This window comes from Chelativorans sp. Marseille-P2723 (assembly GCF_902809845.1).
In the GTDB taxonomy this organism is placed as follows: domain Bacteria; phylum Pseudomonadota; class Alphaproteobacteria; order Rhizobiales; family Rhizobiaceae; genus Chelativorans.
Genome location: NZ_CADDWI010000013.1, coordinates 115138 through 132993, shown reverse-complemented (window position 1 = coordinate 132993; position 17856 = coordinate 115138). Strand labels below are relative to the sequence as shown.

The following is a 17856-nucleotide window of genomic DNA, read 5'->3' as shown; positions in this document are numbered from 1 at the left end:
TCCTTTTACCAAAATTGATCGGAAGAAGGACACGAAGGGTGCCCGCCGGGGGCGGCGCAGCTTATCGGCTGAAGCGAGGGCGGGACGGATCGGCATCGATGCCCGGATTTTGCAAGGGACATAATTCATGGAAAGTGTAGCGCTCACCGCGCCGGGTGGGGACTTGTCCATCTGGGCGCTGTTCTGGCAAGCCGGCTGGGTGGTGAAGCTGGTCATGATCGGCCTGGTCGGTGCCTCCATCTGGACCTGGGCGATCATCGTGGACAAAATGCTTGCCTATGCGCGCATGCGCATGTCGCTCAACCGGTTCGAGCAGGTCTTCTGGTCCGGTCAGTCACTGGAAGAGCTTTACCGCTCCCTTGCCGATCGCAAGACCAGCGGCATGGGCTCCATCTTCGTGGCTGCCATGCGTGAGTGGAAGAAGAGCTTCGAGAAAGGCGCTCGCTCACCGCTCGGGTTGCAGATGCGCATTGACAAGGCCATGGACCTGGCACTTGCCCGCGAGATGGAGCGGCTTGAAGGCAAGCTTGGCTTCCTCGCCTCCATAGGATCTGCCGCGCCTTTCATCGGTCTCTTCGGCACCGTGGTCGGCATCATGACCTCCTTCCAGGCGATTGCCGGGTCCAAATCCACAAATCTGGCGGTAGTGGCGCCGGGTATTGCCGAGGCCCTGCTGGCCACCGCCATGGGCTTGCTGGCGGCGATCCCCGCCGTCATTGCCTACAACAAGCTGTCTTCGGACGCAGGCAAGCTGGCTGCCCGGATGGAAGGCTTTGCCGACGAATTCTCCGCCATACTGTCGCGGCAAATCGATGAAAAGGTCGCTCCCAAGGCACGGGCCGAGGAGTATGCCTGATGGGCGCATCACTGGCTTCAAGCGGAGACAGGGGTAACGGGCGCAGACGCCGTGGGCGCCGTCACGCCCTGATGTCGGAGATTAATGTCACGCCGTTCGTCGACGTGATGCTGGTGCTGCTCATCATCTTCATGGTGGCCGCGCCGCTGCTCACGGTAGGTGTTCCAATCGATCTGCCGGAGACGCAGGCAAGGGCGCTGAATGCCGAAACGCAGCCCATCACTGTTTCCGTAAATAGCGAGGGCCTGATTTATCTCCAGGAGACGGAGATCCCGCTCGATGAGGTGGTGCCGAAGCTCGAGGCAATTGCCGGGGCAGGTTATGATGAGCGCATCTATGTGCGCGGCGACCGTGCGGCAGATTATGGCACTGTAATGCAAGTCATGGCACGCATTTCTGCCGCTGGTTTCCGCAATCTGGGCCTCGTTACGCTCCAGGAACAGGACGGCTGACCATGAAGGCCGGTCTTGCAGCGTCAGTCACACTCCACGCGGTGGTGCTTGGCTTCGGGCTTGTCTCGATGTCGGCTCCGCGCGCCTTTGAGGTGGCCGATGTCGAGGCATTGCCGGTTGATATCGTTCCCATCAGCGATCTTTCGCAGTTGCAGGAAGGAGACAAGGACGCGGCTGCCGCTCCGCGCCCGGCACCCCAGCCGACGCGCCGGCCGGACCCGGTCGAGGATGCGAGGAAGGTGGGCGAGGCTGATACCGATCTGAAGCCGCCACCGACGCCAGAAGCTAAGCCGAGACCCGTCGAACATGCATCCGAGCCACCGCCCGCAGAGTCCCCGCAGCCGGCACCGGCAGAGAAGTCCATTGAGGAGCCGAAGCGGGCAGAAGCCGAGGAAGTGCCGGTTCCGGCAGCCGAGCGCGAGTCGGTGTCACAGCCGCGCCAGGAGATAAATCCTGACCCTGCCTCGGAGCCTCTCGTGGCCGAAAATGCCGAGAGCGAGAACGTGCAGTTGCCAACATCAGCGCCCTTGCCGCAGGCGCGGCCGCAGCCGCCAAAGCCACAGATCGCCAAGGCGCCGGAGCGTGAGGTAACTGAAACGCCAGCAAAGCCGCAGCAGCAGGCGCAACCAAGAAAAGAGCCGCCGAAGGATGAGCAGCTTCTTGATCAGGTCGCCGCGCTCCTCAACAAGGAGCAGGCTTCGGGCGGTGGCGCGAAACGCTCCACCGAAGAGGCTGCGCTCGGCGGAAGAGAGACGACCGGGGGCGACCGCCTCACGCAGAGCGAGATGGATGCTCTGCGCGGCCAGATCCAGCGTTGCTGGAACGTGCCCGCGGGAGCGCTCGATGCAGAGAATTTGAGAGTTTCGCTTAAATTCCGCCTTGATCCGAGCGGCGCGGTCGAGGGCAGCCCACAAATTCTCGATGCCGCAAACAGCGGGGTCGCCCGGGCTGCTGCTGAATCGGCGCGGCGCGCTATTCTTCAATGCGCGCCGTACAACCTGCCGGCGGAGAAATACAATGCTTGGGCTGACGTCATCGTCCATTTTGACCCATCGGATATGTTCTGATCTACCGCCTCCTCACCGTTTGAAAGTCAAAGGGCACGAGCTGATGCAGAAGTTCCTAAAAGCGACCATGGTCATTGCCAGCCTGGCTCTCGGGCTGATGGTCACGGTGACCCTGCCGGCCAGGGCCCTGGTCGAGATCGATATCAACCGGGGTGTTGTCGAGCCCGTCCCCGTTGCCATCACGGATTTTCTTTCAGGCGATGGCAAGGGAGCTGAAATCGCGGGCGTGGTCGCAGCAGACCTGCGCCGCTCCGGCCTCTTTGCGCCCATCGACAAGGCCGCTTTTATCGAAAAGATCTCCAATCCAGACGTTGCGCCTCGTTTCGAGGATTGGCGGGTCATCAACGCCCAGGCTGTCGTGACGGGCCGCGTGACGCAGGAGCCGGACGGGCGGCTCCGAACCGAATTCCGCCTGTGGGACACTTTTGCCGGTGTGCAGCTCGTAGGGGAGCAGTTTTTTGCCGCCCCGCGCGACTGGCGCCGCATCGCGCACATCATTGCAGATACGATCTACGAGCAGTTCACTGGCGAGAAAGGCTATTTCGACAGCCGCATCGTCTATGTCGAGGAATCCGGGCCGCGCGACAATCGGGTAAAGCGGCTGGCCATCATGGATCAGGACGGGGCCAACCACCGCTATCTCTCCGATGGCCGCTCCATCGTAATGACGCCGCGCTTTTCGCCGCAGCGGCAGGAAATCACCTATATGTCCTATGAAAGCGGCGAGCCGCAGGTCTATCTGCTCCAACTGGAGACCGGACAGCGGGAACTGGTCGGCAATTTCCCGGGCATGACATTTGCGCCGCGCTTCTCGCCCAACGGCGACAAGGTCATTATGAGTCTGCTGCGCAACGACGGCAACTCCAACATCTTCACGATGGATCTGAGAACGCGCAACACAGCCCGGCTTACAGATACCAACGCCATCGACACTTCTCCCTCCTATTCGCCCGACGGCTCGCAGGTCGTTTTCACCTCAGACCGGGGCGGCCGCGCGCAGATCTACCTCATGGGGGCCGACGGCTCCAACCAGCGCCGCATCTCCTTTGGTGACGGCACTTATTCAACGCCGGTCTGGTCGCCGCGTGGCGACCTTATCGCGTTCACGAAGCAAAGCGGGGGCGAGTTCCAGATAGGTGTGATGCGTACGGATGGCTCTGGCGAGCGCATATTGTCGGCAGGCTATCTGCAGGAAGGCCCCACTTGGTCGCCCAATGGCCGCGTCATCATGTTCTTCCGTCAGGACGCGGGGGCACAGGGCCCGAAGCTGTATTCGATCGACCTGACGGGGCGCAACGAACAGCCCGTCCCGACTCCGCACTACGGATCGGACCCGGCGTGGTCGCCTCTTCTCAAATAGAATGGAGCGTCAGGTGAGGCTGCCGCCTTTCAGCCGTATTTGCAGCTACCTTCCGAATCGGGCGCGAGGGGTTTCTGCAGGGGTGTCCGCGCAATGCAAGAAATCATTAACCGTCTTTGTTGAGCGCACCTTAACCGAGCCATGGTTACTAGCGTCTGAAGATTCGTTCAAATCTCAAGGAGTGCCGGCCATGCGCCGCATCGCAGCCCTGACGAGAAGTCCCGCCGCAATCGTCCTCGTGGCCGTTCTGGCAATTGCCGGGTGTCGCTCTAACACTCAGGTTCCCAACACGGCGGCCGATCTGGGCCTTGGCTCAGGAATGGCCGGACCGGGGGCAGCCACACCGGGTTCGAGCCAGGAATTCACGGTTTCCGTCGGTGATCGCATCTTCTTTGATACGGACTCCTCTGTCATCCGCGCCGATGCGCAGGCGACACTGGCGCGCCAGGCGCAATGGCTAAGCCAGTACTCCTCCTATTCGATCACGATTGAGGGGCATGCAGACGAACGGGGGACCCGCGAATACAACCTGGCCCTTGGCGCCCGCCGCGCTGCCGCTGCGCGCGACTTCCTGGTTTCGCGGGGCGTCGCGGCAAACCGCATTCGCACGATATCCTACGGCAAGGAGCGGCCTGTTGCCGTCTGTGACGACATTTCCTGCTGGTCACAGAATCGCCGCGCCGTGACCGTGCTTAATGGTGCCGGGAGCTGATCAGCATATTGCCTGCTGGCTGCTGGACAGTTCCCCATGGCCTAAGCAACCGGATGCACCTGCTCCCTTTCACACTCAGGGGGCGGCCACGAATCCGGGTCCAGTATGTGGATGAGCTGCCACTTTAGCCGTCTAGCAGCCTTGAAAAGCTGCAGAATCGCGTAACGGTCTTATATCCTCGGCCGGAAACCGCTATATGCGCGGGCAAAGGATACGAGATGGCACGCATCTATCAGACACGCTCCTGGTACGACCAGCTTTCACCTTCGCTCAGCGAGCTTGAATTCCTCGCGATGGAAACGTACGCCAGCCTGCCCGAAGAGTTTCGCAAGCTCACGGGTGACATCATCATCCAGGTTGCGGAATTTCCTACAGAGGAGATCATGGACGATCTGGCGCTGGAGACGCCATTCGACCTGCTTGGCCTGTTTGAGGGACGTGGCATCGCAGAGCGCTGGAACCCGGCGACCGGCGATGGACCGAATCGCATCACGCTCTACCGCCGAGCGATCCTCGACTACTGGGCTGAGAATGAAGAAACACTGGGCGATATCGTGGCCCATGTACTGATTCACGAAATCGGCCATCATTTCGGGTTATCCGACGATGACATGGCGCGTATCGAGGAATCGGTGGATGAGGGGCCTCATCCGGGTTCGTGAGCGCGGTCTCGTTCCTGCTCCCCACAGGTCAATAATCCCCGAGCTTGATGTCGTGGGCGTATTTCACGCCCTCCACTTCGACGGCCTGCCCGCACCGCATCGTTCCTGTTTCCGCGTCATAGGCATAGGTAGGCCCTCCGTGCAGAAGCCAACCTTTATTGAGCGCTTCCGTCACCTTGTGGCAGAAGGTCGAATCGTCCGGCCCGGACAAGAAGCGGTAAAGCTTCATTCTTCCCTTTCCCTGATATGCCTTGCATTCTCCAGGAGTGCCGCCGCCTGCTCCAGATGCAGCCGCTCGACCATGCGACCATTCACCGAGATGACGCCTGCCAAGCGGTTCTCCGGCTTTGCGAAGGCTTTGACGATGGTCTCGGCTTCTCTTATTTCTTCGGCCTTAGGCGCAAAGGCAGCGTTGGCAGGCCTGATCTGGCTGGGGTGGATCAGTGTTTTGCCATCGAACCCCATGGCTCGCGCTTCCTTGCATTCGCGGGCGAAAGCGTCGAGATCGCGAAAATCGTTGAAGACACCGTCTAGAACGGTGAGATTGCCGGCCCGCGCGGCAAGCACCATTTGCATCAGCCAGGGCTTCAGATTTGCCCGGTCCGAAACGCGCGTTTCCTTTGCAAGATCGTTGGTTCCCGCGACGAGACAGGAGAGTCTGGCTGTTGGATCGCGGCCAAGTTCTGCGACTGGCCCGGCGTTGAGCATGCCTTGCGCTGTCTCGATCATTGCCCACAGGCGGATGGATCGAGGCGCATCCATTTCGTTAAGAGCGGCGCCGGCGTCTAGTATTTCGCGCGGACCGTCCACCTTGGGCAGGAGGATGGCTTCAGGCCGCAGCGCACTGGCGGCCAGCAGATCCTCAGTGCCCCATTCCGTTGAAAGCGCGTTGATACGGATGACTGTTTCGTGTTTCGGCCGGTCCGGACTGGCCAGGAACTCAGCAAGGCGTTCACGTGCCTTGGCCTTCTGCTCGGGAGCGACCGAATCTTCTAGATCAAAGATCACAACATCGCAGGAAAGAGAAGCACTCTTGCGGAGAGCCTTTTCGTTGCCGGCTGGAATATAAAGGACTGAACGGCGGAGACGGGAGAAGGGCTGATGCATGAAGGCTTGATGACCCGAGATACGGAAATGTCCATGAGACTTTGCGGGGACGCACGCTTGATGTAAAGGGTGTAGCCAAATGCACTACTGCAGTCATCTGATTATAGACAGGCACTGAAACACCATGGAAAAGTTCACTACGCTCACCGGCGTTGCAGCGCCCATGCCCATTGTCAATGTCGATACCGACATGATCATCCCCAAGGATTATCTCAAGACGATCAAGCGGACCGGGCTCGGCAAAGGGCTTTTCTCCGAGATGCGTTACAATGAGGATGGATCCGAGAATCCCGATTTCGTCCTGAACAAGCCGGCCTACCGCAACGCCAGTATCCTGATCGCTGGTGACAATTTCGGCTGCGGTTCAAGCCGGGAGCACGCACCATGGGCGCTGCTCGATTTCGGGATCCGCTGCGTCATCTCCACAAGCTTCGCGGATATCTTCTATAACAACTGCTTCAAGAACGGCATTCTGCCAATCAGGGTGAGCCCTGATGAGTTGGACCGGCTGATGGACGATGCCTCCCGCGGTGCCAATGCCACTCTCACCGTTGACCTTGAAGCCCAGGAAATCCGGGGGCCCGATGGAGGGATCATCAAGTTTGAAGTCGAGCCGTTCAAGCGACATTGCCTGCTGAACGGCCTAGATGACATCGGCTTGACGCTGGAGAAGGCGCCGGCGATCACGGAGTTTGAAAAGAGCTATTTTGAAAGCAGACCCTGGGCATAGCGCTCTCTTTGGGCCTGTTGCCCTTTTTCTTGATATTGGAGTCATTCATGTTGAAACAAGTGGCCGCTTGCTGCGGCTTTCTTGCCGCATTTTTTGCCTTGCCTGCTCTCGCACAGGACGAAGAGACCATTTCTTTTTCAGGCGGTGAGTTCACCATCACCGAGAACGCCGATCTGGAGAAGGTTCTCTCCTTTGAAGGTGCAGAAATCGCCAGCGACTACGTACTTTACTACAACCGCACAGTGGAACTCGGGGGCGTTGATGTTGCCCTTTTCGAGATCGGGCCGGGCGGCAATGCCTGCGGCACCGCGACCCTGATCATTTGGAAGCCGGAAGCCGGCGATCTGCAGACAGCCCAGGCGGGAGATGACTGCGGCTCGCCGCACCCTGCAATCTCCGAGGATGCAATCTACTTCGTTCCCTATCTCCTGCCCGGCGAAAGCCGCTCCGTTGAACGGTGGTCGTCCGAAGACGGGCTGCGAACGGTCGGAGATCTCGCCTTCGCCCCGCAACCCGGCACGTCTTGGGCGGATCTGGATAGCAGCAAGCTCAACTCGATGATCAATGCCTTTGCTAACGAGGCGGTTTATGATGCAGCGAAGGCGCTGCTTCAGGACGAACTGACGGATCTGGCATCCGGCCTCATCGTAAGCGACGGCGTCCACACTCTCCAATCGGGCACCTCTTACGGTTCCGGCTGCGTGCCGCACGCCTGCGGTTCATCGAATGCCTTTATGGCCATCGATCAGGCGGGTCAAAAGCTCTACTTCGCGCAGCAGGACGGTGCGGGCGGCATCAGGAGCTGGCCCGATCCAGACGCATGGCCAAAGGATGTTTATGGGACCATGACCGACGTGCTGGCATCGAACTGAACATGCATAGACGCTAGACATGCATAGAGGCTAGCCGCCGCAGCGACCGAAGCTTTTGTGCTCTTGCGCAAATGCGTTGCGGGGTCTAGCTAGGGCCGTTCTGGATCTGCACGAGGCTTTCTCCATGGCAACACGCAAGCTTTTCCTCCTTCCTGGCGATGGCATCGGGCCGGAGACCATGGCCGAAGTATCCAAGCTCATCGCTGTCATGAACACGGAGATGGATGCTGGCTTCGAAACGGAGGTGGGACTTGTTGGTGGGGCCGCTTATGACGCCCACGGAGAAGCCATTTCGGATGCTGACATGGAGCGGGCACTTGCTGCAGACGCGGTTCTCTTTGGCGCGGTCGGCGGGCCGAAATGGGAGAGTGTCCCCTACGAACAGAGACCGGAAGCGGGTCTCCTCCGCCTGCGCAAGGAGATGGAGCTTTTCGCTAATTTGCGGCCTGCCATCTGTTATCCAGCGCTGGCCGAATCTTCCTCACTGAAGAAGGAAGTGATCGAGGGTCTCGACATTCTCATCGTGCGAGAATTGACGGGCGGTGTTTATTTCGGTGAACCCAAGGAGATTGTCGAAATCGGCAACGGCCAGAAGCGGGCCGTCGACACTCAGGTCTACGATACTTTCGAAATCGAACGGATCGCGGGGGTTGCCTTCGAGTTGGCGCGGACCCGCCGCAACAAGGTCTGCTCGATGGAAAAGCACAACGTCATGAAGTCAGGCGTGCTTTGGAAGGAAGTCGTGACAGCGACCCACGAGGCCAAATACGCCGATGTGGAGCTTACCCATATGCTGGCGGATGCTGGCGGAATGCAACTCGTGCGCTGGCCGAAACAGTTCGATGTGATCGTGACGGACAATCTGTTTGGCGACATGCTGTCTGATGTGGCAGCGATGCTGACGGGGTCGCTCGGCATGTTGCCATCCGCTTCGCTCGGTGCGCCCGAAGCGTCGACCGGCAAGCGAAAGGCGCTGTATGAGCCGGTGCACGGGTCCGCGCCCGACATTGCCGGCCAGAGCATCGCCAATCCCATCGCGATGATCGCTTCCTTTGCCATGTGCCTGCGCTATTCCTTCAATATGGTCGCAGAGGCTGGTCGTCTGGAGAAGGCAATAGCGGCTGTGCTGGAGGATGGCTTCCGCACCCGCGACCTCATGTCCGATGGCATGCGCGAGGTGAGCACCTCAGCCATGGGCGATGCGGTGGTGCAGAAGTTCCGTGAACTCTCTGCCTGATCGGCAACGTAGAAAGCAAATTTCGACGTACTCAAGGCCGTCTTGCCTTCATGAGTATTTTAGCGAGGGCCGTGTAGGGCCCTCGTCGCCACCCGCACCAACCGCCGATGCGCTGACTATCAGCCAGCAGCGCAAGTACAGAACTGTCGGTCTGGATCTGTCACGGCTGAACTCGCTGTATCGACCTTGGTTCGTTTGCCAGTATCCTTGCGAAGCGTGGAACATACCGTTCTGATCAGCGTCAGTGTTAGGTTTCCTTTTCGAGCATTGATGTGTTCCGCCAGGATAAGGAGGTAGCAATGGAGAAGCGTAGACTTGGCAATTCCGGTTTGTTGGTCTCGCTGGTCGGTCTGGGCTGCAACAATTTTGGTGGACTAAAGCAGTCCCTTGATTTGGAAGGCTCACGCAAGGTCATCCATGCAGCGCTGGATGCGGGGGTGAATTTTTTCGATACCTCCGACTCCTACGGCATCAATGGCGGGTCGGAGATCGTGTTGGGAGAGGTGCTAGGCAGCCAGCGCCAGGAGGTCATCCTAGCAAGCAAATTCGCTTCACCCATGAACCGGGAGAAGAGCACGCGCTACAACGGATCGCGGGTCTACATCATGAAGGCGGTGGAAGACAGTCTGCGCCGCCTGAAGACCGACTATATCGACCTCTATCAATATCACTTCCCCGATCCACAGACGCCAATCGAGGAAACATTGCGCGCACTCGACGATCTCGTCCATCAGGGCAAGGTCCGGTATATCGGTTGTTCCAACCTCCCATCGTGGCAACTCGTCGATGCATGGTGGACATCGCGCCACTACAATCTGTACGGCATGCTCTCCACACAAGCAGAGTATAGCTTGCTGGCGCGCGGAGCTGAGCATGCCCTGTTCGCCGCCCTGGAGCGGACAGGGATGACGTTGCTTCCCTATTTCCCGCTCGCCAGCGGTCTTCTTACCGGCAAGTATCGCAAGGGGCGGGACGTTCCGCCGGATTCGCGCATGAGCATACCCGGTTTCCGACCGCGGATGACGGATGAGCGTCTCGACAAGGTGGAAGAGCTGATTGCGTTCGCCGAGGCCCGCGGATATACGATTCTGGAGCTTGCCATGAGCTGGCTTGCCTCAAATCCGCTTGTATCCAGCATCATTGCTGGCGCCACCAAGCCTGAGCAGGTCACCGCTAACGCCGAGGCCGTGAGCTGGAAGCTGACCGCTGAGGATCTGGCCGAGATCGGCGAGATAACGGGCAAATAGCGCGTTCGTCTCATCCCCGGCCTAATCAGGGAACCTGGCTCGCTGAGCGCAACAACGATGGGCAACTCGCGATTTCAGGAAAGCGGATGCTGATTATCCGAGCATCCGAGCCGGATTTGGTTCGACGGCCAGCTCTTCCTCCGATCCGGCCAGGCACGCGTTCATCGGCGGATGGCCTGTTGACGAAGATGGCGCGCCGGCGCAAGAGCGCGCCCGCTGCAGGGCGGAATGGCCATTTGAAGACCACGAGCTTCACCGGGGCGATGTGCGGCTGCGGGCATCACCGCGCCCTTTGCCTATGGCGGCGCCATGAACAGCACAAGCCTATGTTAAGAAAGTGCTGGACCTGATACTGGCGCAGGGCGACATCGTGGTGATGGACAAGCTGCCGGCTCAAATAACGACGCGGGTATGCGCGAGGCGATCGAGGCGGCAGGCGTGCGCCTTCATTATTTGCTGATCTACAATCCCGATTTTAATCCCATCGAGAAACGATCAAACTGTCGCAATCGGCGTGACCGGCGAGCCGACCGCCCCGGGAAAACGCAACGGCGGTGCCGTCAGCAGGAAGCGATTGCGGCCATGCGCCTTGAGCCAGTCGTTCAGTTCCCCAAGGTTCCAGAGCTCTCCCAAATGTACTCCCAAGCGGAACAGGCAATGCTCGTGCAGTGGAAGCTTCGAGCACTGGTGTTCGTGCTCGCTCTCATCAGGGGGCAAGAACTCCACGGCAAGGTTGTCAGCGACGAGGGCGATGATCCCGGTATCGGTGATCCACTGGTGGATCCGCTTGTCGCGCCCATTCAGCGCTGCGCAGGAATTATGGATCAAGTCGGGGTCCGGATTGCCCCCGCCCTCGATCAGGATCCGGGCGAAACCCGTGTGCATCACGAAGAAGTCGCCTTCCTCTACCTCGATCTTGTCTTTCTCGAGTATCCTCATGAGGTCGTCATAACTGACGGGATGATGCTTGCGTCCGAAATGGGCTTCAAAATCGACCATCACCGCACGACCTTGGACGCCGGCAGCCGCCATGTTCTCAATTCCGAGCCGTTTGGCGCCGAGCGTCGATCCTTCTGGAAGTTGTGTGTCGTTCTCGAAGTCGTAAGGGCCGATAACGTCCACCCCGGCCCGGAAGCCATTATAGTAGACGCGCTCAGGCTTACCGTCGCCATCCACGTCGAAAAGCTGACCCACATGGGCGAGGCTGTCCCACTGCGTCGAATATTGCATGGTCAGCTCGATCATGTCGTCGCAGATCAGGTCCGTATATTTCGGATCCTCTAGGCTCGCCGGAAAATTCATCGCAGGATAGCCGTCACGGGTGAGCGGCTTGAGCCGCGGCGGTTGGCGGCGGGGATTGAGCGCCGTTCCCCCCGGCAAGGTCAGCGGCAGGCTGAGGCAGAAGGTGATGCCTTCCTTCACTTCGGCGATCCCCTGAAGCACCTTATCCCGGGTCAGGAGATTCAAGCGGCCCAACTGGTCGTCAGGTCCGAAGTCGCCCCATGTCGAGCCTTCCGGGCGGATGGTCCAGCGCGGTGACCTGCTCATGGCTTGGTTCCTCTTACAGCATCCGTATAGGCTTTTCCGTAGGAGGCAAGCCAGCTTCCAATTGGCGTAAACAACATGTTCGCACCGCGGCGGAGATTGCGTTGGGAGACTTCCTGGCTGCCGCCTGCGAGACAAACAGGCATATTCGCTCGCTTGCACGCCGCGATGACCTTGTCGATTGCTGCCTCGACCTCGGGCACAGACGGATCGCCGGGATAGCCCATAGAGGTGCACAGGTCCATTGCGCCGATGACTATCGCAGAAATGCCCTCGACATCGAGAATTTTGTCGATGTTTTCAACGGCCTCCGGTTCTTCGACGATCATCATCGGCAGGAGCAGGCTGTTAGCATGCTCCATGTATTGCTTGTACGGCATGCGCACGCCATAGCCGGAAGCGTTCGTGCTTGGAGCGACTCCCCGCTTGCCATGTGGGGGAAAGCGTACCGCCGCAACCGCCTCCGCAGCTTCCTTCGCGGTGCGGATGTGCGGGAACATGATGCCGGTGACGCCCAGATCCAAATAACGAAGGACTACTTCCGGTCGGCTCGAACCGACGCGCACTATGGGGGCAATGCGAGCCAGCTCGGCCGCTCGTATCATAGGCTCGGCACTGATCGGATCGATAGGGCCGTGCTCTGCATCGATCATCACGAAATCGAAGCCCATCAGGCTCCCGATCTCGACCAAAGGAGCGCAAGCCATGTTGAGGATGAGGCCTAAGGCTGTCTGCTTTGCCTCCAGAAGGTCGTGGAGCGGATATTTTTCCAGCATGCTGTCGTTCTCCCGTGCGCCTTGCCTTTGAAGTCATTGGAGAGACTGGCACCCCCAGGAGGATAGGGGAAGGCGCGGAAGTTCCTTAAGGTATGGAGGCGTCGTTTTATTTCATGTGCAAACTTGCCGGACGGCGCATCTAGCGTCAGCCTGCGCGCCGCCTAACCGGCTGATCCGTCTTTGCTTGCAAGTTCCTGACGAAGCATGAACTTCTGGATCTTGCCGGTTGCGGTTTTGGGCAGCTCACGGAAGACAAACCGTCTCGGCACTTTGAAACCGGCCAGCCGCGCCCGGCAGAAGGCAAGCAACTCCTCTGCACTCGGTTGTTCCACCCCCGCTTTCAACTCAATGCAGGCGCAGGGTATCTCCCCCCATTTTGCGTCCGGTGCTGCAACGACCGCTGCAAGCAGGACAGCGGGATGCTGGTGCAGGACGTTTTCAATTTCCAGAGAGGAAATATTCTCCCCTCCCGAAATGATGATGTCCTTTGCACGGTCTCTGATTTCTATGTAGCCGTCCGGATGGCGGATGGCCAGATCACCAGTGTGAAAGACGCCCTTGGCAAAGGCTTTCTCCGTTGCGGCCTTGTCCTTGTAGTAGCCGGCCATGAGGGTATTTGACCTGATCACGATCTCGCCCGTTGTTCTGCCGTCATGCGGTACAGGGCGTCCCGCTTCGTCAACGACGTCTGCAAGCTGACACAATGCATGTCGCACACCTTGACGTGCCAGGAGCGAGGCGCGTTCGGCGGGGGACGGATCGCCCCAATCCTCCCGCGGCAAGCTGCCGGTTGCAGGCCCGTAGGATTCCGTCAGACCGTAAAGGTGGACGAGTTCAATACCGAGCGCATCAAGCCCTTCGATCAGCGCCGTCGTGGGGGCCGCCCCTCCGGTTGCGACACGGATAGGCGCCGGGGCCCTGCGGCGTATTTCAGCCGGTGCATTCAGCAGCATGTAAAGGACGACCGGCGCGCAGCAGAAATGGGTAAGGGAGCGCTGTGCGATTTCCTCAAAGATTTCCGCCGGATCCACTTTGGTCAGGCAAATATGGGTTCCGCCGACGGCAGTGATTGCCCAGGTATGGCTCCAGCCGTTGCAGTGAAACATCGGCAGGATCCAAAGGTAGCGCGTGCAGTCTGTAAACCCAAGTGAGACGACATTGCCTATGGCATTCAGGAACGCGCCGCGGTGGGTGTATACGACTCCCTTCGGGTCTCCTGTCGTTCCCGAGGTGTAGTTCAGGCAGATCGGCATCCACTCGTCGGTAATCGCGTCCGAACTTATAGCCAAAGGCTCGATGCCGTGCAGCATGGAGTCGAGTGTGATGCCTGCTGCTTCTTCGCCGACGGTGACGACCTTCACCGGCAGCCCCTCTGCCGCCCCGGCAACCAATGCCTCCAGTTCTATATCGACCAGAACGATGCGGCTTTCGCTGTGCCTGAGAATATGCCCGACGGTAGCCTGATCCAGCCGCGTGTTGATCGTGTTAAGTACTGCGCCGAGCATTGGCACGGCGTAGTGCATGGCCAGCATCTCGGGCCTGTTGGCCATCATAGCCGACACAACATCACCGCGGCCAACACCATCCAGCGCAAGCGCGGCCGCGATGCGGCCGACCAACTCCCCGAAAGCGGTGTAGGTCAACGCGCGATCCCCGTGAATGACTGCTACTTTGTCGGGGTAAACTTCGATGCTCCGCACGAGGAAGTCCACGGGCGTCAGCGGACGGAAGTTGGCCTCCCGCTTGGCAAGGAAATCGTTCAGTTCCATGTCATGCCTCCCGGACCCTTCGTCCCAATCGCCTTGCGGCGGTGACTGCACTTGATGCGAGCCTTATCGGGCTTCCCCAGTGCTATTCATGATGCTAAAAACGGTCAATACGTTGTCCGTCAATCCGACAATGTATTTCATCTGCGGTTGGTGGAGCCTTGCTACTGTTTATGTACGATGGGCTCGCTTGACGGTGAGGATTAGCATGGCCATTTCGCCAGATCGCCCAGACAGCTTCAATTTGCCCGTTCTGGACACGGCGCCAGGATACAAGCGCGTCGCAGATTTGATCGAGAGAGAAATTGTTGGCGGACGGATCAAGCCTGGTGACATGCTGCCCACCGAAATTGAACTCGCAGCGCAGCTCGGTGTGCATAGATCTACGGTGCGGGAGGGGATCCGCTCGCTCGAGAACTCTGGCCTGATCAAGCGAGTAGGCGGTAAGCGCCTCATCGTATCGGTACCAGAGCAGAGCGCGGTGGCCTGGTATAACACGCGGGCCATGGCGCTGCGGAAGGTCAGCTTCTTCGAACTTTGGGAAGTGCAGATGGAGATTGAGCCGTTTTGCGCGGATCTTGCTGCAGCCCGAATCACCGATCAACTCGCAGACGAGATGCGCGAGAGCCTGCGCCGTCTGGAGGAAAACCTCGAGGATGACGAGGCAGTCATCGCCCACGACATCGAGTTTCACCGCATCATTGCGCGAGCAGCGCGTAACGGGGCGCTGGAGCTTTCCGTCGAACCAGTGAGCGTGCTTCTCTTTTCGGCCACCACCACGCTTTACCAGAAGGTGCCGCCTGCGCGGCATCGGCTTTTGCAAGCCCATAAGACTATTGCGGACGCGATCTGCGCGCGAGACCGCGATGCGGCGCGGGAATGGATGACAAAGCACATTCGTGATTTTCGCCGCGGCTATCTCATCGCGGGCCTCAGCATGGACGCTCCGATCACGCTTGATCCGCGAGCGATGCGGCCTTAAGCCTTTGATCACTTCACGCTCTAACGATGCCGGCATGATATCCGCCATCGACAGCAAATTCCTGCGCGTTCACGTAGCTTGCCTCGTGAGACAATAGGAAGATCACCGGATACGCCACCTCCCAGCCGGTACCCTGACGCCCAAAAGGTACAGCGCGCGCCCGGTCGGCGCGCCGACGCCCTTCGAGGCGGCCCAGCGGAGTGTCTATCAAGCCAGGCAAGACGCAGTTTGACCTGATCCCACGCGGCTCGCCAGCCTTGGCCACAGACCGCGACAAGGTCAGAATACCCGCCTTAGAAACTTCATAAGCGGGCTGGTTGACGACAACACGATAGGCTGCGAGCGATGATATAAAGACGATGGAGCCGCCATCGTCCATTACCTCCAGTCCCTTCTGGGCGTAGAGCATGTGGCTGCGTAGGTTAACGGCAAAGTCCTTGTCCCACCGCTCCACAGTAATTTGCGACAGGGGTAGACCGGATGTGATGCCTACATTGAGCACGAGCCCATCTATCCCTCCCGCTCGGGAAACGAACTCCGCCATTGATCGCGTTACTGCGTCAGGATCGCTTACGTCGGCCTGGATCGGAATAGCCTTGCCGCCTTTCGAGACGATACTGGCACACACCTCCTCGGCCGCCGTCTCCGAGATGTCCACGCAACCCAAAAGCGCGCCCTCGCGGGCGGCCAGTTCGCAGATTGCGCGGCCATTGCCGACTGGTGCATCGGCCTCATCAATTGCTTGCTGGCCCCCGCCAACGACAAGCACGCGGCGACCTTCCAAGCGCCCGCGTCCAGGTGCTTGGCCACGTCCCTCGGCGAAAACCTGGCGGTTTGGATCGTCCGGTGCGCTCATGAGGGGTTTTCTCTTACAAAGCTGAGCCTCGGACGGCCGTTACGCGTCTCGATGTTTGCCCAGACCGGCTGGCCGATCTTTAGATCATCCAGCACTGCATCAGTTATGTTGGCGTAAATTGCCGGGCCTTCGGCAAGCCGCACCACTGCGACATTGTACGGCACGTCAGCGAAGCGTGGGTCGACCGGCTGACAATACCAAAGATAAGTTTCGATAACGCCCTCACCCGATACCTTCTCCCAATGCCACTTGCGAGAGAGACAGTGCGGGCATGCAAACCGGGGAGGATAACGAAAGCCCTTGCAATCGGAACAGCATTGCAGGCGGATCTCGCCTTTTGAGAGATAGGCGCGGAAAGCTTCGTCCGATTCCTTGTCGTAGAGAACGTCAGCCATGCTCAGTCGGCCACATAGATTGAAGAAAGGTAGTCCTCGCGGAAGCGGCCGGTCGTGGTGTACTGCGCAACCTTGGCGCCCGGCACCTGGCGGGCTCCGCATTCTCCTCGAAGCTGCCGCACCATCTCGGCGTGATGCAGCCAGCCGACGAGATAACCTTCCGAAAGCTGTCCGCCATGAGGGTTTACCGGAAGTGCGCCGCCGGGACCGATCGCGCCGGAGGCAATGAAATTGGCGCTGGCACCTTCTTCGCAGAAGCCATAATTCTCAAGTGTGAGCGGAATGGCGACGGTGCTGGCGTCGGAGACGAGGAGCACATCAATGTCCGCAGGTGACATGCCGGCGGCGCCGTAAACCTGGGCGGCGGCACTTCGCATCCCCCGGCATAGGAAATGGTCCTGTTCGCCAATATCTGGGGTCTGCTGGCGCCCCACCGCATGCAGGTAGACCGGCTTCTTTCTCAGGTCACGCGCAATATCCGAGCGCGCCATTATTAGAGCGACGCCCCCCGCGGTCACCTTGACAATGTCGAGTGAGCGCAACGGTTTGATCACATAAGGCTGCGCGAGGTATTCTTCGAGGCTCAAGGATTCCTGCCACGCCGCAATCGGGTTCATGGCTGCGAATTTACGAGCGGTGACAACGACCCGCCCAAGCGTCGCTTCGTCCGTTCCATAACGCGCCATATGCTGCGTCCACCCGAAGGCGGAGGCTGCAGCAGCGTTGACAAGGCCGATATCGGCATCGTAGGTCGCCGCGCCGGAAAAGGCTTCGAGTGCGCCTGGCGGATTGCGCGCAAAGGCGCATACGACGATATCGCATACCCCTGTTGCGATGAGCATTGCGCCGTACTGGTTCGAGAAGCCACCCGTACCGTAATCGAGATAGCCCGTGACGCGGGGCGCAATTCCGAGCAGGCGCGATACGTCGAGCGGATCTATGCCGGAACCGTCAAGCTGCCTGGCAGTGATCATGCCATCGATGCGCGTGCGGTCGTCGATGCCGGCATCGGCCAGCGCGGCCTCGATGGCCTCTAGGGCAAGCTCGTAGGGCGAGACACCAGGATGAGCTCCTTGTCTTGTTGTGCCCACGCCAACTATGGCAACATCATGCTTCGACCAAATCTGCTCGCGCACGGCCTCTCCTGGGGCGACATTGAAATCCAGCACCGAAGAAAAAGACCGCGCGCGCCGCTATTGCGTCAATACACCTGACGGCAATATTGCAATCGAAA

The 17856-nt window shown here is 59.5% G+C and carries 19 protein-coding genes; 11 read left to right on the top strand and 8 right to left on the bottom strand.

From position 1 onward, the window contains the following. The first annotated feature begins 127 nt into the window (after positions 1-127). The 6 genes from tolQ to HUS57_RS11910 all read left to right on the top strand — a co-directional run bounded on the left by tolQ (position 128) and on the right by HUS57_RS11910 (position 5109). Entirely contained in the window at positions 128-856 is a 729-nt protein-coding gene (tolQ, locus tag HUS57_RS11935) for a protein TolQ (protein WP_173934031.1), read from the top strand. After that, positions 856-1308, top strand: coding sequence for a protein TolR (gene tolR / locus HUS57_RS11930; protein ID WP_173934029.1), 453 nt, complete (start codon positions 856-858; stop codon positions 1306-1308). Before tolQ ends, tolR begins: the two co-directional genes overlap by 1 nt. A gap of 2 nt (positions 1309-1310) precedes the next feature. Continuing rightward, positions 1311-2375 carry a hypothetical protein gene (locus HUS57_RS11925; protein ID WP_173934028.1) on the top strand — a complete coding sequence of 355 codons (1065 nt, stop codon included), beginning with the start codon at positions 1311-1313 and terminating at the stop codon, positions 2373-2375. 43 nt (positions 2376-2418) lie between these two features. Beyond that, positions 2419-3735 (top strand): Tol-Pal system beta propeller repeat protein TolB, encoded by a 1317-nt coding sequence (gene tolB / locus HUS57_RS11920; protein ID WP_173934026.1) that lies wholly within the window; start codon positions 2419-2421, stop codon positions 3733-3735. A gap of 190 nt (positions 3736-3925) precedes the next feature. Continuing rightward, positions 3926-4447: a peptidoglycan-associated lipoprotein Pal gene (gene pal, locus HUS57_RS11915; protein WP_173934024.1), complete on the top strand. Its 522-nt coding sequence runs from the start codon at positions 3926-3928 to the stop codon at positions 4445-4447. Between the two features lie 218 nt (positions 4448-4665). Beyond that, positions 4666-5109 carry a metallopeptidase family protein gene (locus HUS57_RS11910; RefSeq protein ID WP_173934022.1) on the top strand — a complete coding sequence of 148 codons (444 nt, stop codon included), beginning with the start codon at positions 4666-4668 and terminating at the stop codon, positions 5107-5109. Between the two features lie 28 nt (positions 5110-5137). Here the strand turns inward: HUS57_RS11910 and HUS57_RS11905 are convergent, their stop codons facing one another. Together HUS57_RS11905 and HUS57_RS11900 are read right to left on the bottom strand one after the other, a co-directional pair. Further along, positions 5138-5338, bottom strand: coding sequence for a DUF1737 domain-containing protein (locus HUS57_RS11905; protein WP_173934020.1), 201 nt, complete (start codon positions 5336-5338; stop codon positions 5138-5140). After that, entirely contained in the window at positions 5335-6216 is an 882-nt protein-coding gene (locus tag HUS57_RS11900) for a CoA ester lyase (protein WP_173934018.1), read from the bottom strand. Before HUS57_RS11900 ends, HUS57_RS11905 begins: the two co-directional genes overlap by 4 nt. Before the next feature lie 124 nt (positions 6217-6340). Here HUS57_RS11900 and leuD point away from each other — a divergent pair, with 124 nt between their 5' ends. The 4 genes from leuD to HUS57_RS11880 all read left to right on the top strand — a co-directional run bounded on the left by leuD (position 6341) and on the right by HUS57_RS11880 (position 10302). Beyond that, a complete protein-coding gene (gene leuD, locus HUS57_RS11895; RefSeq protein WP_173934016.1) occupies positions 6341-6946 on the top strand; it encodes a 3-isopropylmalate dehydratase small subunit in 606 nt (201 codons plus the stop codon). 47 nt (positions 6947-6993) lie between these two features. After that, the gene (locus HUS57_RS11890) at positions 6994-7818 is read left to right on the top strand and encodes a hypothetical protein (protein ID WP_173934014.1); all 825 of its coding nucleotides are present in this window, start codon (positions 6994-6996) and stop codon (positions 7816-7818) included. A 124-nt stretch (positions 7819-7942) separates the two neighbouring features. Continuing rightward, on the top strand, positions 7943-9055 hold the full coding sequence (leuB, locus tag HUS57_RS11885; RefSeq protein WP_173934012.1) for a 3-isopropylmalate dehydrogenase: 1113 nt from the start codon (positions 7943-7945) through the stop codon (positions 9053-9055). A gap of 299 nt (positions 9056-9354) precedes the next feature. Beyond that, positions 9355-10302 carry an aldo/keto reductase gene (locus tag HUS57_RS11880; RefSeq protein WP_173934010.1) on the top strand — a complete coding sequence of 316 codons (948 nt, stop codon included), beginning with the start codon at positions 9355-9357 and terminating at the stop codon, positions 10300-10302. A gap of 495 nt (positions 10303-10797) precedes the next feature. Here HUS57_RS11880 and HUS57_RS11875 read toward each other — a convergent pair whose 3' ends face one another. From HUS57_RS11875 to HUS57_RS11865, 3 genes are all read right to left on the bottom strand, one after another. Further along, positions 10798-11850: a cyclase family protein gene (locus tag HUS57_RS11875; RefSeq protein WP_173934008.1), complete on the bottom strand. Its 1053-nt coding sequence runs from the start codon at positions 11848-11850 to the stop codon at positions 10798-10800. After that, positions 11847-12623, bottom strand: coding sequence for an aldolase/citrate lyase family protein (locus HUS57_RS11870; protein ID WP_173934006.1), 777 nt, complete (start codon positions 12621-12623; stop codon positions 11847-11849). Before HUS57_RS11870 ends, HUS57_RS11875 begins: the two co-directional genes overlap by 4 nt. Before the next feature lie 161 nt (positions 12624-12784). Next, positions 12785-14392 carry an AMP-binding protein gene (locus HUS57_RS11865; protein ID WP_173934004.1) on the bottom strand — a complete coding sequence of 536 codons (1608 nt, stop codon included), beginning with the start codon at positions 14390-14392 and terminating at the stop codon, positions 12785-12787. Positions 14393-14597: 205 nt separating this feature from the next. On the opposite strand from HUS57_RS11865, the gene HUS57_RS11860 reads away from it, so the two are divergent. Further along, positions 14598-15371, top strand: a complete 774-nt coding sequence (locus HUS57_RS11860; RefSeq protein ID WP_173934002.1) for a FadR/GntR family transcriptional regulator — start codon at positions 14598-14600, stop codon at positions 15369-15371. A gap of 13 nt (positions 15372-15384) precedes the next feature. Here HUS57_RS11860 and HUS57_RS11855 read toward each other — a convergent pair whose 3' ends face one another. From HUS57_RS11855 to HUS57_RS11845, 3 genes are read right to left on the bottom strand one after another with little or no spacing between them, the layout of a single operon-like run. After that, a complete protein-coding gene (locus HUS57_RS11855; RefSeq protein WP_173934000.1) occupies positions 15385-16227 on the bottom strand; it encodes an SDR family oxidoreductase in 843 nt (280 codons plus the stop codon). After that, complete coding sequence (locus HUS57_RS11850) at positions 16224-16622, bottom strand: OB-fold domain-containing protein (RefSeq protein WP_173933997.1); 399 nt, start codon at positions 16620-16622, stop codon at positions 16224-16226. Before HUS57_RS11850 ends, HUS57_RS11855 begins: the two co-directional genes overlap by 4 nt. Before the next feature lie 2 nt (positions 16623-16624). Continuing rightward, on the bottom strand, positions 16625-17758 hold the full coding sequence (locus HUS57_RS11845; protein ID WP_173933995.1) for a thiolase family protein: 1134 nt from the start codon (positions 17756-17758) through the stop codon (positions 16625-16627). Positions 17759-17856 lie beyond the last annotated feature (98 nt).

Excerpts from the sequence above, each read along its gene's own strand:
- tolQ (WP_173934031.1), top strand. The coding sequence starts at position 128 with ATGGAAAGTGTAGCGCTCACCGCGCCGGGTGGGGACTTGTCCATCTGG.
- tolR (WP_173934029.1), top strand. The coding sequence starts at position 856 with ATGGGCGCATCACTGGCTTCAAGCGGAGACAGGGGTAACGGGCGCAGA.
- HUS57_RS11925 (WP_173934028.1), top strand. The coding sequence starts at position 1,311 with ATGAAGGCCGGTCTTGCAGCGTCAGTCACACTCCACGCGGTGGTGCTT.
- tolB (WP_173934026.1), top strand. The coding sequence starts at position 2,419 with ATGCAGAAGTTCCTAAAAGCGACCATGGTCATTGCCAGCCTGGCTCTC.
- pal (WP_173934024.1), top strand. The coding sequence starts at position 3,926 with ATGCGCCGCATCGCAGCCCTGACGAGAAGTCCCGCCGCAATCGTCCTC.
- HUS57_RS11910 (WP_173934022.1), top strand. The coding sequence starts at position 4,666 with ATGGCACGCATCTATCAGACACGCTCCTGGTACGACCAGCTTTCACCT.
- HUS57_RS11905 (WP_173934020.1), bottom strand. The coding sequence starts at position 5,338 with ATGAAGCTTTACCGCTTCTTGTCCGGGCCGGACGATTCGACCTTCTGC.
- HUS57_RS11900 (WP_173934018.1), bottom strand. The coding sequence starts at position 6,216 with ATGCATCAGCCCTTCTCCCGTCTCCGCCGTTCAGTCCTTTATATTCCA.
- leuD (WP_173934016.1), top strand. The coding sequence starts at position 6,341 with ATGGAAAAGTTCACTACGCTCACCGGCGTTGCAGCGCCCATGCCCATT.
- HUS57_RS11890 (WP_173934014.1), top strand. The coding sequence starts at position 6,994 with ATGTTGAAACAAGTGGCCGCTTGCTGCGGCTTTCTTGCCGCATTTTTT.
- leuB (WP_173934012.1), top strand. The coding sequence starts at position 7,943 with ATGGCAACACGCAAGCTTTTCCTCCTTCCTGGCGATGGCATCGGGCCG.
- HUS57_RS11880 (WP_173934010.1), top strand. The coding sequence starts at position 9,355 with ATGGAGAAGCGTAGACTTGGCAATTCCGGTTTGTTGGTCTCGCTGGTC.
- HUS57_RS11875 (WP_173934008.1), bottom strand. The coding sequence starts at position 11,850 with ATGAGCAGGTCACCGCGCTGGACCATCCGCCCGGAAGGCTCGACATGG.
- HUS57_RS11870 (WP_173934006.1), bottom strand. The coding sequence starts at position 12,623 with ATGCTGGAAAAATATCCGCTCCACGACCTTCTGGAGGCAAAGCAGACA.
- HUS57_RS11865 (WP_173934004.1), bottom strand. The coding sequence starts at position 14,392 with ATGGAACTGAACGATTTCCTTGCCAAGCGGGAGGCCAACTTCCGTCCG.
- HUS57_RS11860 (WP_173934002.1), top strand. The coding sequence starts at position 14,598 with ATGGCCATTTCGCCAGATCGCCCAGACAGCTTCAATTTGCCCGTTCTG.
- HUS57_RS11855 (WP_173934000.1), bottom strand. The coding sequence starts at position 16,227 with ATGAGCGCACCGGACGATCCAAACCGCCAGGTTTTCGCCGAGGGACGT.
- HUS57_RS11850 (WP_173933997.1), bottom strand. The coding sequence starts at position 16,622 with ATGGCTGACGTTCTCTACGACAAGGAATCGGACGAAGCTTTCCGCGCC.